Here is a 13956-nt window from a genome sequence, read left to right as displayed (position 1 = left end):
CGATGCTTTCCGACGCCGAACGGGCCGCCGCTCTGGACACCATCCGGCGTGGTCTCGACGAGGATCTGTGCTACGGGCCCGACGTGACCACGCTGGCGACGGTTCCCGGTGACGCTGTGGCCACCGCGTCGATGGTGCCCCGCGAGCCTGGCGTGGTCGCCGGGGTGGACGTCGCGTTGCTGGTGCTCGCCGAGGTGCTCGGTGCCGGCGGCTACGAGGTTTTGCACCGTGTCGAGGACGGGGTCCGCCTGCAGCCGGGGGAGGCGCTGCTGACCGTGCAGGCGCCCACCCGCGGGCTGCTGACCGCGGAGCGCACCATGCTGAACCTGATCTGTCACCTGTCGGGGATCGCCACCGCGACCGCGGCCTGGGTGGTGGCCGTGGAGGGCACCAAGGCCAAGATCCGCGACACCCGCAAAACCCTGCCCGGCCTGCGGCTGCTGCAGAAATACGCGGTGCGCGTCGGCGGGGGCGTCAACCACCGGCTCGGCCTCGGCGACGCCGCCTTGATCAAGGACAATCACGTGGTGGCCGCCGGGTCGGTGGTCGAGGCGCTGCGCGCGGTGCGGGAGACGGCCCCCGACCTGCCCTGCGAGGTCGAGGTCGACTCCCTCGAGCAGCTGGATGCGGTGCTGGCCGAGAAGCCCGAGCTGGTCCTGCTGGACAACTTCCCGGTGTGGCAGACACAGATCGCCGTGCAGCGCCGCGACACCCGTGCACCGACCGTGCTGCTGGAGTCGTCGGGCGGGCTCAGCCTCGACACGGCGGCGACCTACGCCGCCACCGGCGTGGACTACCTGGCCGTCGGGGCGCTCACCCATTCGGTGCGCGTGCTCGACATCGGCCTGGACATGTAGCGGTTCGAGACCCCGCTAGGCGATGTCGCCGACGAACACCCCGACACGACGCAACTGCATGCGCGCCATCCGCGGCAGGTCTTCCGCGTCGGGCCCCTCGTAACCGGCCGGCAGGATGCGCGTATTGGTGACGTGCACCACGCGGTTGCGGCTGAACGCCACGTCGGCCTCGCCGGCGGCGAGCACGTTCTTGACCCAGTTGGTCTTGCCGTGGCCCAGCGCGATCGCCAGCACGTTTCCCTTGCGGTAGGGCGTGATGATGGTCTCGTAGATCTTCCCGGACTTGCGGCCGCGATGCGTGATGGTCGCCGTTCCGGGCAGAAAACGCGCGAACGGCTTGACCACCGGGTTGAAGTACTTGATCTGGAAGCGCTCGAACCAGGGCGGGAACACCATCGGGACGCCCGGCGCGTTGTTGGGATGATCCTTTGCGGACATTGCGGCTCCCTTTCCAAAGCGGGTGTTCACCGGCACTGTACCGGCCGGATAACGACTTGAGTTGCTCTGGGACAATGGACGCTGTGACTGCCACGCCGACGCCCGTGATCGCCCGCATCGACCTGCGGGGCGCGGAGTTGACGGCTGCCCGGCTGCGGGCGGCGTTGCCGCGCGGCGGCGCCGACGTGGAGACCGTCCTTCCGACGGTGCGTCCGATCGTGCAGGCCGTCGCCGAGCGCGGCGCGCAGGCGGCGCTGGAATACGGAGCATCGTTCGACCGCGTGCGGCCCACGGCCGTGCGGGTCCCGAAGACCGCGCTGGATGCGGCCCTGGCCGGCCTGGACGCCGAGGTGCGCGACGCGCTGCAGGTGATGATCGAGCGCACCCGCGCGGTGCACGCCGAGCAGCGTCGCCCCGACGTGACCACCACGCTGGGGCCGGGCGCGACGGTCACCGAGCGGTGGGTCCCGGTCGAGCGGGTGGGCCTGTATGTGCCCGGCGGCAACGCGGTGTACCCGTCGAGCGTGGTGATGAACGTGGTGCCCGCGCAGGCCGCCGGCGTCGCCTCGCTGGTGGTGGCCAGCCCGCCGCAGGCCCGCTCACAGGCCGGGTTCGACGGCCTGCCGCACCCGACGATCCTGGCTGCGGCCGCGCTGCTGGGCGTCGGCGAGGTGTGGGCCGTGGGCGGCGCGCAGGCGGTGGCGCTGCTGGCCTACGGCGGCACCGACACCGACGGGTCAGAACTGGCGCCGGTGGACATGATCACCGGGCCCGGCAACATCTACGTCACCGCCGCCAAGCGGCTCTGCCGCTCGCAGGTGGGCATCGACGCCGAGGCCGGGCCGACCGAGATCGCCATCCTCGCCGACCACACCGCCGACCCGGCGCACGTGGCCGCCGACCTGATCAGCCAGGCCGAACACGACGAGATGGCCGCCAGCGTGCTGGTCACCCCCAGCACCGACCTGGCCGATGCCACCGACGCCGAACTGGCCGACCAACTGCGGACCACCGTGCACCGCCAACGGGTGTCCACCGCACTCGGCGGGCCTCAGTCGGCGATCATCCTGGTCGACGACCTGGACGCCGGGGTCGACGTCGTCAACGCCTACGCCGCCGAGCACCTGGAGATCCAGACCGCCGACGCGGCGCGGGTGGCCGGCCGGATCCGTTCGGCCGGTGCCATTTTCGTGGGCCCGTACGCGCCGGTGAGCCTCGGTGACTACTGCGCGGGATCCAACCACGTGCTGCCGACGGCGGGCAGCGCCCGCCATTCCAGCGGCCTGTCGGTGCAGACCTTCCTGCGCGGCATCCACGTCGTCGACTACACCGAGGCGGCCCTCAAGGACGTGTCCGGGCACGTGATCACGCTGGCCAAGTCCGAGGACCTGCCCGCCCACGGTGTGGCGGTGCGGCGGAGGTTCGAACGATGAACACGCCCGAGCGGCTGACGCTCGAGGACCTGCCGCTGCGCGCGGACCTGCGGGGCAAATCCCCCTACGGGGCACCGCAATTGGAGGTCCCGGTCCGGCTCAACACCAACGAGAACCCGCACCCGCCCACCGCGGCGCTCGTCGAGGACGTGACGCGTTCGGTGGGTGCGGCGGCGGCGGAACTGCACCGCTACCCCGACCGCGACGCGGTGGCCCTGCGCCGCGATCTGGCCGACTACCTCAGCGCCCAGACCGGCACCCGGGTGGGTGTCGAAAATGTCTGGGCGGCAAATGGTTCCAACGAGATCCTGCAACAGCTGCTGCAGGCTTTCGGCGGGCCGGGGCGCTCCGCGATCGGGTTCGTCCCGTCCTACTCGATGCACCCGATCATCGCCGACGGCACCCAGACCGAATGGATCGAGGCCGCCCGCGCCGACGACTTCAGCCTCGACGTCGACGCCGCGGTCACCGCCATCGTCGAGAACAAGCCCGACGTGGTGTTCGTCGCCAGCCCCAACAACCCTTCGGGACAGAGCATCTCGCTGCCCGACCTGCGGAGGCTGCTCGACGTGGTGCCGGGCATCCTGATCGTCGACGAGGCCTACGGCGAATTCTCCGCGCAGCCCAGCTCGGTGACGCTGGTCGGGGAGTACCCGACGCGACTGGCCGTCACCCGCACCATGAGCAAGGCGTTCGCCTTCGCCGGCGGCAGGCTCGGCTACCTGGTCGCCACACCGGCGCTGATCGACGCGCTGCTGCTGGTGCGCTTGCCCTACCACCTCTCCTCGGTCACCCAGGCGGCGGCGCGGGCCGCGCTGCGGCACGCCGACGACACCCTGGGCAGCGTCGCCGCGCTGATCGCCGAGCGGGAACGGGTCACGAAATCGCTGCGCGACATGGGTTTCCGCGTCATCCCGAGCGATGCGAACTTCGTGTTGTTCGGGGAGTTCGCCGACGCACCGGCCGCCTGGCAACGCTACCTGGACGCCGGCGTGCTGATCCGCGACGTCGGCATCCCCGGCTACCTGCGCGCCACCACGGGCCTGGCCGAGGAGAACGACGCGTTTCTGCGGGCCAGCGCCCACCTCGCCGCCACCGAACTGGCCTCCGTCACCCCCGTAGGAGCACCGTGACCGCGACCGTAACCCGCCGCGCGCGCATCGAGCGTCGCACCCGCGAGTCCGACATCGTCATCGAACTGGACCTCGACGGCACGGGTCAGGTCCACGTCGACACCGGTGTCCCGTTCTACGACCACATGCTCACGGCGCTGGGCAGCCACGCCAGCTTCGACCTGACCGTGCGCACCAAGGGCGACGTCGAGATCGAGGGGCACCACACCATCGAGGACACCGCGATCGCGCTTGGCCTGGCACTGCGGGAGGCGCTCGGCGACAAGAAGGGCATCCGCCGCTTCGGGGACGCGTTCATCCCGATGGACGAGACGCTGGCCCACGCCGCGGTCGACGTGTCAGGGCGGCCCTACTGCGTGCACACCGGGGAGCCGGATCACCTGTTGCGCACCACCATTGCGGGTAGCTCGGTGCCCTACCACACCGTCGCCAACCGGCACGTGTTCGAGTCGCTGGCCGCCAATGCCCGCATCGCGTTGCACGTCCGGGTCCTCTACGGGCGCGACCCGCACCACATCACCGAGGCGCAGTACAAGGCCGTGGCCCGAGCGTTGCGTCAGGCCGTCGAGCCCGATCCCCGGGTGTCGGGTGTGCCGTCCACCAAAGGCGTTCTGTGACAAAACCATCGGTGGTGGTCCTGGACTACGGCTCGGGCAACCTGCGGTCGGCGCAGCGTGCGCTGCAGCGGGTCGGGGCGTCGGTCGAGGTGACCTCCGACGCCGTGGCCGCCGCCGCCGCCGATGGGCTGGTGGTGCCCGGCGTCGGCGCCTTCGAGGCGTGCATGAACGGCCTGGGCAGGATCGGCGGCCAGAACATCATCGCCGAGCGGGTCGCCGCCGGCCGTCCGGTGCTGGGGGTGTGCGTCGGCATGCAGATCCTGTTCGCCCGCGGCATCGAGTTCGGGGTGCAGACCCAAGGCTGCGGGCAATGGCCGGGGGAGGTGACCCGGCTGCGCGCCCCGGTGATCCCGCACATGGGGTGGAACGTGGTGGACGCCGCGCCGGGCAGTGTGCTGTTCAAGGGCCTGGACGCCGACACCCGGTTCTACTTCGTGCACTCCTACGCCGCGCAGCGCTGGGAGGGTACGCGCGAGGCGATGCTGACCTGGGCGACCCACCGGGTGCCCTTTCTGGCCGCGGTCGAGGACGGTGCGCTCTCGGCCACCCAGTTTCATCCCGAGAAGAGCGGGGACGCCGGTGCGGTCGTGCTGAGCAATTGGGTCGAGGGGTTGTAGAGATGCCGCTGATTTTGTTACCCGCCGTCGACGTGGTCGACGGCCGCGCCGTCCGCCTGGTGCAGGGCAAGGCGGGCAGCGAGACCGAGTACGGCTCGGCGCTGGACGCCGCGCTGACCTGGCAGCGCGACGGCGCCGAATGGATCCACCTGGTGGACCTGGACGCCGCGTTCGGTCGCGGCTCCAACCGCGAGTTGCTCGCCGAGGTGGTGGGCAAGCTCGACGTGCGGGTGGAGCTCTCGGGCGGCATCCGCGACGACGACTCCCTGGCCGCGGCGCTGGCCACCGGCTGCGCCCGGGTGAATCTGGGCACCGCGGCGCTGGAGAACCCGCAGTGGTGCGCCCGCGCGATCGCCGAGCACGGCGACAGGGTGGCCGTCGGGCTGGACGTCCAGATCGACGACGGACGGCACCGGCTGCGCGGGCGCGGCTGGGAGACCGACGGCGGCGACCTGTGGGAGGTGCTGGAACGCCTCGACGGCGAAGGCTGTTCGCGCTACGTCGTCACCGATGTCACCAAGGACGGCACGCTGGGCGGACCCAACCTGGACCTGCTGGCCCGCGTCGCCGAGCGCACCGACGCTCCGGTGATCGCCTCCGGCGGGGTGTCCAGCCTCGACGACCTGCGCGCGATCTCCACCCTGGTCGGCCACGGCGTCGAGGGCGCCATCGTGGGCAAGGCCCTCTACGCCGGGCGGTTCACCCTGCCGCGGGCGCTGGCCGCGGTGCGGGGATAGGGCGGCGATGGACGTCAACGCGTTGGTCGCCCAGGCGTCGGTGATCCTGGACGCGGCCGTGCCCCGGTTCCTGGGCGGCCACCGGGCCCATTCGGCGGTTGCCAAGAAGGGCAACGACTTCGCCACCGAGATCGACCTGGCGATCGAGCGGCAGGTGGTCGACGCTCTGGTCGAGGCCACCGGCATCGGCGTGCACGGCGAGGAGTTCGGCGGCACCGACGTCGACGAGCCGTGGGTGTGGGTGCTGGACCCGATCGACGGCACCTTCAACTACGCCGCCGGGTCACCGATGGCCGCGATCCTGCTGGCCCTACTGCACCACGGGGACCCGGTGGCGGGCCTGACCTGGCTGCCGTTCGTCGACGAGCGCTATACCGCCGTTGCCGGGGGCCCGTTGCTGAAAAACGGTGTGCCGCAGCCGTCGCTGGCCGACACGAAACTGGTCGACAGCCTCGTCGGGGTCGGTACGTTCAGCGTCGACGCGCGGGGGCGTTTCCCCGGACGGTATCGGATGGCCGTGCTGGAGAACCTCAGCCGGGTGTCGTCACGGCTGCGCATGCACGGATCCACCGGCATCGACCTCGTCTACGTCGCCGACGGGATCCTCGGCGGGGCGATAAGTTTCGGGGACCACATCTGGGACCACGCCGCCGGCGTTGCACTGGTGCGGGCCGCCGGTGGCATCGTCACCAACCTCGCCGGTGAGGCGTGGACACCCGCGGCGCGGTCGGTGCTGGCCGCGGCACCCGGCGTGCACGGCGAGATTCTCGAGATCCTGCGCGCCACCGGCGAACCCGAGGACTACTGAGATGGGCCCGTCAACGTCCGCCGGTGGCCTTGCCGTGCGGGTCATCCCCTGCCTGGACGTCGACGCCGGGCGGGTCGTCAAGGGGGTCAACTTCGAGAACCTGCGCGACGCCGGCGATCCGGTGGAGCTGGCGGCCGTCTACGACGCCGAAGGCGCCGACGAGCTGACCTTCCTGGACGTGACCGCGTCGTCGTCGGGCAGGGCGACCATGCTCGACGTGGTGCGCCGCACCGCCGAGCAGGTGTTCATTCCGCTGACCGTCGGCGGCGGGGTGCGTACGGTGGAGGACGTCGACACCCTGCTGCGTGCGGGGGCCGACAAGGTCTCGGTCAACACCGCCGCGATCGCCCGGCCCGACCTACTCGAAGAGATGGCGAGGCAGTTCGGCTCGCAGTGCATTGTGTTGTCCGTCGACGCGCGCACGGTGCCGTCGGGGTCGGTGCCCACCCCGTCGGGCTGGGAGGTCACCACCCACGGGGGCCGCCGCGGCACCGGCATCGACGCCGTCGAGTGGGCGTCGCGCGGGGCCGACCTCGGCGTGGGGGAGATCCTGCTGAACTCGATGGACGCCGACGGCACCAAGGCCGGGTTCGACCTAGCGATGCTGCGCGCGGTGCGCTCGGCGGTCACGGTCCCGGTGATCGCCAGCGGCGGTGCCGGCGCGGCCGAGCATTTCGCGCCCGCGGTCGCGGCCGGCGCGGATGCGGTGTTGGCGGCCAGCGTCTTTCATTTCCGTGAACTCACGATCGGGCAGGTCAAGGCGGCCATGGCCGCAGCGGGGGTGGTCGTGCGATGACGCTGGACCCGGACATCGCCGCACGCCTGAAACGCAACGCCGAGGGTCTGTTCACCGCCGTCGTGCAGGAGCGGGGCAGCGGCGACGTGCTGATGGTCGCCTGGATGGACGACGCGGCGCTGGCGCGCACCCTGGAAACCCGTGAGGCGACCTACTATTCGCGCTCCCGCGCCCAGCAGTGGGTCAAGGGCGCGACTTCGGGCCACACGCAGCACGTGCATGCGGTGCGGCTGGACTGCGACGGTGACGCCGTGCTGCTGACGGTCGACCAGGTGGGCGGCGCCTGCCACACCGGCGACCACAGTTGTTTCGACGCCGACCTGCTGCTGGGGCCGAAGGGTTAACCCGGCACTCCCTCGAGCCCGTTGGCCGCGGCGATCGCGGCGCGGGCCCACTCGCGGTGGTAGACCGCCGGCCCGATGCGGTCGCGGCGGATCTTCTCGACGTCGATGGCCGTTCCGTTGGCCAGCGCACCGGGCACCCGGAACGAATAGGACGGCTCGTCGGTGGCGATGGCCAGCAGGGCGTCGCTGTCGCCCAACCCGTTGGCGCGCACGGCGTTCTCGGCCCACCGAAACGAGCGCAGGCCGCCGAAGTCCTTGACGTACACCACCCACAGCCGGGTGCCGCGGCCGTTGTAGAGCCTGGTCAGCGCCCGGTCGACCGCGGCGCGCTCGACGGGCCCCAGCACGCCGGACTGGTCGGTGATCTGGGTGGAGAGCGTGATCGTCGGCGCGGCCGACGGGACCGGCGCCGGCGGGGGTGCCGCGACCGCGCCGCCCGGCGCCGCCGCCGACGGCGAGGGCGTGCCGGCCGCCGGCGGGCGGGACTTGCCGCCCAGCAGGTTGATGCCGACGACCACGGCCACCCCGACCAGCGCGACGGCGACCACCGCCGCGACCACGGTGACCGCGCCGGGGCGGCCACCGCGGGTTTTCGGCGTGGGCTCCGGCGGGCGCGCGATCACCGGCGTCGGAGCGGCGACGGCGTCGGCGCGGCCTGTTAAGGGGGCCGGAGCGGTGGCCGGCTGGCCGGCCAGTGCCGTCGCGAACTCCCCGCAGGTGGCGAAGCGCTCGTCGGGGTTCTTGGCCATCGCCCTGGCGATGACCGCGTCGAGCTCGGCCAGTGCCGGGCGCCGTTCGCCGAGGCGGGGCGGCGGCGTCGACAGGTGATGGCCGATCACCACCGCCGGGTTGGAGTGCGCGAACGGCGCGGACCCGGCGAGCAGGTTGAACGCGGTGCAGCCGAGCGCGTACTGGTCGGCACGCGGGTCGACGTCGGCGCCGCGCAGCTGCTCGGGCGCACAGTAGGCGGTCGTACCCACCAGCATGTTCGTGGCGGTCAGCCCGCTGATCTCGCCGAGCTCGCGCGCGATGCCGAAATCGCCGAGCAGGATGCGCCGGCGCGGGCCGGCGGTGCCCAGCAGGATATTGGCGGGCTTGACGTCGCGATGCAGCAACCCGCGGGAGTGGGCGTAGTCGAGCGCATCGGCGACAGCCGAGATGATCTGCACCACATCGGTTTTCGGCATCCCGGCCGGATAGTCGCGGCGCAGCAGCTGGGCGGCGTCGGTGCCCTCGACGTAGTCCATCGAGATCCAAAGCTGCCCTTCGTATTCGCCGCGGTCGTGGATGCCGACGATGTGCTCGTGGTAGAGGCTGGCGGCCAGGTCGGCCTCCCGGTTGAAGCGCTGGCGGAACTCGAGGTTGTCGGTCAGGTCGCCGGGTAGGATCTTCAGGGCGTCGCGGCGGGGCAATCGGGGGTGCTGCGCCAGATACACCTGGCCCATCCCGCCGGCACCCAGACGCCGAACGATGGTGTACCCGGCGAACACGTCCCCTTCGGCAAGGCCGTCGCTGTTCGGCATGTGAGCATGCTACTGAGGCGGTGAGCGCGGCAACGGGCATTCACACACGGGTTCGTGCCGCGGCAATGGCCGATAAATGGCCGATAATGGTCGCATGGGCGAGCAAAGCATCTGGATGCAGAAGGTCGCGGCGAACCCCGAGCACTCGCACTGGTATGTGGAGCGTTTCCGTTCCATGGCCCGCGCCGGTGAGGACCTGGCCGGCGAGGCCCGGTTCGTCGATGCGATGGTGCCGCGCAGCGCCCGCGTCCTGGACGCCGGGTGCGGGCCCGGGCGACTCTGCGGGTACCTGGCCGCCGCCGGCCATCACGTCGTCGGCGTCGACGTGGACCCGGTGCTGATCGCGGCGGCCGAGCAGGATCATCCCGGACCCCGCTATCTCGTCGGCGACCTCGCCGAACTCGACCTGCCCGCGCGCGGTATCGCCGAGCCGTTCGACGTCATCGTCCTGGCCGGCAACGTCATGGCGTTCCTTGCCCCCACCACGCGGGGCCGCGTGCTGAGCCGGGTGCGTGCCCACCTCGGCCGCGACGGCCGCGCGGTGATCGGCTTCGGCGCCGGGCGCGACTACGCGTTCGGTCAGTTCCTCGACGACGCGGCGGCCGCCGGCCTGGCGCCCGACCTGCTGCTGTCCACCTGGGATCTGCGGCCCTTCCGCGACGACTCCGACTTCCTCGTCGCGGTCCTGCGGCCCGCGTAGGCGACATCGCGCGCATTCCCGGGCAACTTCGATCACAATGACGGGCGATGTCTAAACGCGTGTCGTGGACGGTGGCCGTACCCCTGTTCGCCATCGTCGCGCTCGCGCTGAGTTGGGGCGAGGACATCGGGCCGGCACTGGCCCTGCTCCTGGCGGTGTTCCTGATCGGCGCCGTGCTGGCTGCCGTCAACCACGCGGAGGTGGTCGCGCACCGGGTCGGCGAGCCGTTCGGGTCGCTGGTGCTGGCCACGGCGGTGACGACGATCGAGCTGGCGCTGATCGTCACGCTCATGGCCTCCGGCGGGCACGAGACCTCGACGCTGGCCCGCGACACCGTGTTCGCCGCGCTGATGATCACCACCAACGGGATCGCGGGCCTGTCGCTGTTGCTCGGTTCGCACCGCTACGGCGTGACCCTGTTCCACGCCGAGGGCAGCGGCGCGGCGCTGGCCACGCTCACCACGCTGGCCACGCTGAGCCTGGCGCTGCCCTCGTTCACCACGACCCAAGGCGGACAGGAGTTCTCGCCCGGCCAGCTGGCGTTCGCCGCGGTCGCCTCGCTGGGGCTCTACCTGCTGTTCGTCTTCACGCAGAACGTGCGGCACCGGGACTTCTTCCTGCCGGTCACGCAGAAGGGCCAGAAGAGCTTCTTCGAGGACGGGAGCCACGCCGAGCCGCCGAGCACCGCCGCCGCGCTGCGCAGCCTGGGGTTGTTGCTGGTGGCGCTGGTCGCGGTGGTGGGGCTGGCCGAGGGGGAGTCGCCGACGATCGAACGCCTGGTATCGGCGGCCGGTTTCCCGCAGTCGTTCGTCGGGGTGGTGATCGCCGCGCTGGTGCTGCTCCCCGAGACGCTCGCGGCGGCGCGGGCGGCGCGGCAGGGCCGCATCCAGACCAGCCTGAACCTGGCCTACGGCTCGGCGCTGGCCAGCATCGGGCTCACCATCCCGGCCATCGCGCTGGCCTCGATCTGGTTCGAGGGGCCGCTGCTGCTGGGCCTGGGCGCCACCCAGCTGGTCCTGCTCGCGCTGACCGTGGTGATCAGCGTGCTCACCGTGGTGCCCGGACGGGCCACCCGGCTGCAGGGCGAGGTACACCTGGTGCTGCTGGCCGCCTACGTGTTCCTGTCGGTCATCCCGTGAGCTTCCCCGGCGTCTGCTCGCGCCAATGGACTACGCCCGCGCCCGCAGCGTCTGCAGCGCCTTGTCGGCGTGGGTGTCCATGCTGAACTCGCTGGCGATCACGTCGAGCACCGTGCGATCGGTGTCGATGACGAACGTGGTGCGCTTGACCGGCATCAACTTGCCCAGCAGGCCGCGCTTGACGCCGAACTGCGCGGCCACCGTTCCGGCGCTGTCCGACAGCAGCGGATAGTCGAACTTCTGCATCTCGGCGAACTTGGCCTGCTTGGCGACGGTGTCGGCGCTGATGCCGACGCGGACCGCCCCGACCGCGGCGAATTCGTCGGCCAGGTCGCGGAAGTGGCAGGCCTCCTTGGTGCAGCCGGGCGTCATCGCGGCGGGGTAGAAGAACAGGACCACCGGTCCGTCGGCAAGCAGGGCGCTCAGTTTGCGCGGCGTTCCCGTCTGGTCGGGAAGTTCGAAGTCGGCCACGGTGTCACCAGGGTTCATGCGCGTCAACGCTACCGCCCGCGAACGCGACCACACGGTGAAAAGTCGGCGCGAAAGTCGCCCGGGTGTCACGCTCGCGGACCCCGGCCGCGCATCTGGGAGGATGGTTCGGTGCACGACCATTTCGCCGCCACCACCTCACGGGAGGACTTCCGCCGGCTGGCCGCAGAACACCGCGTCGTTCCGGTGACCCGCAAGGTGCTGGCCGACAGCGAGACGCCCCTGTCGGCCTACCGCAAACTCGCCGCCAACCGCCCGGGCACCTTCCTGCTGGAATCCGCCGAGAACGGGCGGTCCTGGTCGCGGTGGTCGTTCATCGGCGCGGGGGCGCCGTCGGCGCTGACCGTGCGCGACGGCCAGGCGGTGTGGCTGGGCGCCGTGCCGCAGGACGCGCCCACCGGCGGCGACCCGCTGCAGGCGCTGCGGGCCACGCTGGGGTTGCTGGCCACCGCCGCGCTGCCCGGGCTGCCGCCGCTGTCGGGCGGCATGGTCGGCTTCTTCGCCTACGACCTGGTGCGGCGCCTGGAAAGGCTGCCCGAGCTGGCCGCCGACGACCTGCACCTGCCCGACATGCTGCTTCTCCTGGCCACCGATGTGGCCGCGGTCGACCACCACGAGGGCACCATCACCCTGATCGCCAACGCGGTGAACTGGAACGCCACCGACGAGCACGTCGACGAGGCCTACGACGACGCGGTCGCGCGGCTCGACGTGATGACGACGGCGCTGGGCCAGGCGCTGGAGTCAACGGTCTCCACGTTCGGCACGCCCGAACCGCGGTTCCGCGCGCAGCGCAGCGTCGAGGAGTACGGCAAGATCGTCGATTACCTCGTCGAGCAGATCGCGGCTGGTGAGGCCTTCCAGGTGGTGCCCTCCCAGCGCTTCGAGATGGACACCAACGTCGATCCGATCGACGTCTACCGGATGCTGCGGGCCACCAATCCCAGCCCTTACATGTACCTGCTGCATGTCCCGAACAGCGATGGCGCAACTGACTTTTCGATCGTCGGATCCAGCCCCGAAGCGTTGGTCACCGTCGCCGAGGGCTGGGCGACGACGCACCCGATCGCCGGGACGCGGTGGCGGGGCAACAACGAAGAAGAAGATCAGCTGCTGGAAAAGGAGTTGCTGGCCGACGACAAGGAACGCGCCGAGCACCTGATGTTGGTCGACCTCGGCCGCAACGACCTCGGCCGCGTCTGCACCCCGGGCACCGTGCGCGTCGAGGACTACAGCCACATCGAGCGCTACAGCCACGTGATGCACCTGGTGTCGACGGTGACCGGGATGCTCGACGAGCACCGGACCGCACTGGACGCGGTGACGGCCTGCTTCCCGGCCGGGACGTTGTCCGGGGCGCCCAAGGTGCGGGCGATGGAGCTCATCGAGGAGGTGGAGAAGACGCGCCGCGGCCTCTACGGCGGGGTGGTCGGTTACCTCGACTTCGCCGGCAACGCCGACTTCGCGATCGCCATCCGCACCGCGCTGATGCGCGACGGCACCGCCTACGTGCAGGCCGGGGGCGGGGTGGTGGCCGATTCCAACGGGCCCTACGAGTACACCGAGGCGTCCAACAAGGCGCGCGCGGTGCTCAACGCGATCGCCGCCGCCGAAACGCTGACCGCCCCGGATGCGACGTGACCGCTGACCGGCGGGCCCGGCTGGCGATCCGCAGCGCACAGGTGCTGCTGGTTGCGGCCGCCGTCGCGCTGTGGGCGGCGTCGCGGCTGCCCTGGGTGAGAATCCGCTCGTTCGACGGGCTGGGCCCGCCCAAGCAGGTCACTTTGTCCGGGGCGACGTGGTCTACGGCGCTGCTGCCGCTGGCGCTGCTGATGCTGGCGGCGGCCGTCGCGGCGCTGGCGGTGGGCGGCTGGGCCCTGCGCGTGCTGGCGGCGTTGCTGGCCGCGGCCAGCCTGGCGGTGGGCTACCTCGGCATCAGCCTGTGGGTCGTCCCGGACGTGGCGGTGCGGGGCGCCGATCTGGCGCATGTTCCGACCATGACGCTGGTGGGAAGCGAGCGGCAGTACGGGGGCGCCGGGGTGGCGGTGGCGGCCGCCGTGTGCACGCTGATCGCCTCCGTTCTGCTGATGCGGGCGGCCGGCGATTCCGGGTCGGCCCGTTCGAGCGCAACGAAATACGCGGCACCCGCGACGCGCCGGTCGATTGCACTGCGGGATGCCGCCGGCGGGGCGATGCTGGAGGGGCAGGAGGCGCCGGGAATGTCGGAACGGATGATCTGGGATGCGCTTGACGAGGGCCGTGACCCCACGGAGCGGCCCGACGGCTCGGACAGCGAGGGGCGGTGACGTGCCCCACGTCCAGGGC

Annotated in this window: 16 protein-coding genes; 13 read left to right on the top strand and 3 right to left on the bottom strand. The window is 71.4% G+C overall.

Annotation, left to right across the window (positions count from 1 at the left end; genetic code table 11):
- Window positions 1-2: 2 nt before the first annotated feature.
- Complete coding sequence (gene nadC / locus AB8998_RS17115; RefSeq protein WP_369741625.1) at window positions 3-857, top strand: carboxylating nicotinate-nucleotide diphosphorylase; 855 nt, start codon at window positions 3-5, stop codon at window positions 855-857.
- Between the two features lie 15 nt (window positions 858-872).
- Here nadC and AB8998_RS17110 read toward each other — a convergent pair whose 3' ends face one another.
- Window positions 873-1295, bottom strand: coding sequence for a nitroreductase family deazaflavin-dependent oxidoreductase (locus AB8998_RS17110; RefSeq protein WP_369738952.1), 423 nt, complete (start codon window positions 1293-1295; stop codon window positions 873-875).
- A 104-nt stretch (window positions 1296-1399) separates the two neighbouring features.
- On the opposite strand from AB8998_RS17110, the gene hisD reads away from it, so the two are divergent.
- Genes hisD through hisI form a run of 8 tightly spaced genes read left to right on the top strand, consistent with a single transcriptional unit; the run spans window position 1400 to window position 7780 of the window.
- Complete coding sequence (gene hisD, locus AB8998_RS17105) at window positions 1400-2728, top strand: histidinol dehydrogenase (RefSeq protein WP_369741624.1); 1329 nt, start codon at window positions 1400-1402, stop codon at window positions 2726-2728.
- On the top strand, window positions 2725-3861 hold the full coding sequence (locus AB8998_RS17100; RefSeq protein ID WP_369738951.1) for a histidinol-phosphate transaminase: 1137 nt from the start codon (window positions 2725-2727) through the stop codon (window positions 3859-3861). The genes hisD and AB8998_RS17100 overlap by 4 nt, the downstream gene beginning before the upstream one ends.
- On the top strand, window positions 3858-4478 hold the full coding sequence (hisB, locus tag AB8998_RS17095) for an imidazoleglycerol-phosphate dehydratase HisB (RefSeq protein WP_369738950.1): 621 nt from the start codon (window positions 3858-3860) through the stop codon (window positions 4476-4478). Before AB8998_RS17100 ends, hisB begins: the two co-directional genes overlap by 4 nt.
- Complete coding sequence (gene hisH / locus AB8998_RS17090; protein ID WP_369738949.1) at window positions 4475-5095, top strand: imidazole glycerol phosphate synthase subunit HisH; 621 nt, start codon at window positions 4475-4477, stop codon at window positions 5093-5095. The genes hisB and hisH overlap by 4 nt, the downstream gene beginning before the upstream one ends.
- Window positions 5096-5097: 2 nt before the next feature.
- Window positions 5098-5832, top strand: coding sequence for a bifunctional 1-(5-phosphoribosyl)-5-((5-phosphoribosylamino)methylideneamino)imidazole-4-carboxamide isomerase/phosphoribosylanthranilate isomerase PriA (gene priA, locus AB8998_RS17085; RefSeq protein ID WP_369738948.1), 735 nt, complete (start codon window positions 5098-5100; stop codon window positions 5830-5832).
- 7 nt (window positions 5833-5839) lie between these two features.
- A complete protein-coding gene (locus AB8998_RS17080; RefSeq protein ID WP_369738947.1) occupies window positions 5840-6640 on the top strand; it encodes an inositol monophosphatase family protein in 801 nt (266 codons plus the stop codon).
- A gap of 1 nt (window position 6641) precedes the next feature.
- The gene (hisF, locus tag AB8998_RS17075) at window positions 6642-7436 is read left to right on the top strand and encodes an imidazole glycerol phosphate synthase subunit HisF (protein WP_369738945.1); all 795 of its coding nucleotides are present in this window, start codon (window positions 6642-6644) and stop codon (window positions 7434-7436) included.
- Window positions 7433-7780, top strand: coding sequence for a phosphoribosyl-AMP cyclohydrolase (gene hisI / locus AB8998_RS17070; RefSeq protein WP_369738944.1), 348 nt, complete (start codon window positions 7433-7435; stop codon window positions 7778-7780). Before hisF ends, hisI begins: the two co-directional genes overlap by 4 nt.
- Here the strand turns inward: hisI and AB8998_RS17065 are convergent.
- Window positions 7777-9303: a serine/threonine-protein kinase gene (locus tag AB8998_RS17065; protein ID WP_369738943.1), complete on the bottom strand. Its 1527-nt coding sequence runs from the start codon at window positions 9301-9303 to the stop codon at window positions 7777-7779. The two genes, hisI and AB8998_RS17065, sit on opposite strands and share 4 nt — an antisense overlap.
- 94 nt (window positions 9304-9397) lie before the next feature.
- On the opposite strand from AB8998_RS17065, the gene AB8998_RS17060 reads away from it, so the two are divergent.
- A complete protein-coding gene (locus AB8998_RS17060) occupies window positions 9398-10003 on the top strand; it encodes a class I SAM-dependent methyltransferase (protein ID WP_369738942.1) in 606 nt (201 codons plus the stop codon).
- A 47-nt stretch (window positions 10004-10050) separates the two neighbouring features.
- Window positions 10051-11142 carry a calcium:cation antiporter gene (locus AB8998_RS17055; protein WP_369738941.1) on the top strand — a complete coding sequence of 364 codons (1092 nt, stop codon included), beginning with the start codon at window positions 10051-10053 and terminating at the stop codon, window positions 11140-11142.
- 30 nt (window positions 11143-11172) lie between these two features.
- On the opposite strand, the gene AB8998_RS17050 is transcribed toward AB8998_RS17055, so the two are convergent.
- A complete protein-coding gene (locus AB8998_RS17050) occupies window positions 11173-11631 on the bottom strand; it encodes a peroxiredoxin (RefSeq protein ID WP_369738940.1) in 459 nt (152 codons plus the stop codon).
- 111 nt (window positions 11632-11742) lie between these two features.
- On the opposite strand from AB8998_RS17050, the gene AB8998_RS17045 reads away from it, so the two are divergent.
- Window positions 11743-13272, top strand: coding sequence for an anthranilate synthase component I (locus AB8998_RS17045; RefSeq protein WP_369738939.1), 1530 nt, complete (start codon window positions 11743-11745; stop codon window positions 13270-13272).
- A complete protein-coding gene (locus AB8998_RS17040) occupies window positions 13269-13937 on the top strand; it encodes a TIGR02234 family membrane protein (RefSeq protein WP_369738938.1) in 669 nt (222 codons plus the stop codon). The genes AB8998_RS17045 and AB8998_RS17040 overlap by 4 nt, the downstream gene beginning before the upstream one ends.
- Window positions 13938-13956: the final 19 nt, after the last annotated feature.

Source organism: Mycobacterium sp. HUMS_12744610, assembly GCF_041206865.1.
In the GTDB taxonomy this organism is placed as follows: Bacteria; Actinomycetota; Actinomycetes; order Mycobacteriales; family Mycobacteriaceae; genus Mycobacterium; species Mycobacterium servetii.
This window is presented reverse-complemented; position numbering and strand designations above follow the sequence as displayed.

What these genes read in the sequence shown, in the direction of transcription:
- nadC (WP_369741625.1), top strand. Translation starts at nt 3, where the DNA reads ATGCTTTCCGACGCCGAACGGGCCGCCGCTCTGGACACCATCCGGCGT.
- AB8998_RS17110 (WP_369738952.1), bottom strand. Translation starts at nt 1,295, where the DNA reads ATGTCCGCAAAGGATCATCCCAACAACGCGCCGGGCGTCCCGATGGTG.
- AB8998_RS17100 (WP_369738951.1), top strand. Translation starts at nt 2,725, where the DNA reads ATGAACACGCCCGAGCGGCTGACGCTCGAGGACCTGCCGCTGCGCGCG.
- priA (WP_369738948.1), top strand. Translation starts at nt 5,098, where the DNA reads ATGCCGCTGATTTTGTTACCCGCCGTCGACGTGGTCGACGGCCGCGCC.
- AB8998_RS17080 (WP_369738947.1), top strand. Translation starts at nt 5,840, where the DNA reads ATGGACGTCAACGCGTTGGTCGCCCAGGCGTCGGTGATCCTGGACGCG.
- hisF (WP_369738945.1), top strand. Translation starts at nt 6,642, where the DNA reads ATGGGCCCGTCAACGTCCGCCGGTGGCCTTGCCGTGCGGGTCATCCCC.
- hisI (WP_369738944.1), top strand. Translation starts at nt 7,433, where the DNA reads ATGACGCTGGACCCGGACATCGCCGCACGCCTGAAACGCAACGCCGAG.
- AB8998_RS17065 (WP_369738943.1), bottom strand. Translation starts at nt 9,303, where the DNA reads ATGCCGAACAGCGACGGCCTTGCCGAAGGGGACGTGTTCGCCGGGTAC.
- AB8998_RS17060 (WP_369738942.1), top strand. Translation starts at nt 9,398, where the DNA reads ATGGGCGAGCAAAGCATCTGGATGCAGAAGGTCGCGGCGAACCCCGAG.
- AB8998_RS17055 (WP_369738941.1), top strand. Translation starts at nt 10,051, where the DNA reads ATGTCTAAACGCGTGTCGTGGACGGTGGCCGTACCCCTGTTCGCCATC.
- AB8998_RS17050 (WP_369738940.1), bottom strand. Translation starts at nt 11,631, where the DNA reads ATGAACCCTGGTGACACCGTGGCCGACTTCGAACTTCCCGACCAGACG.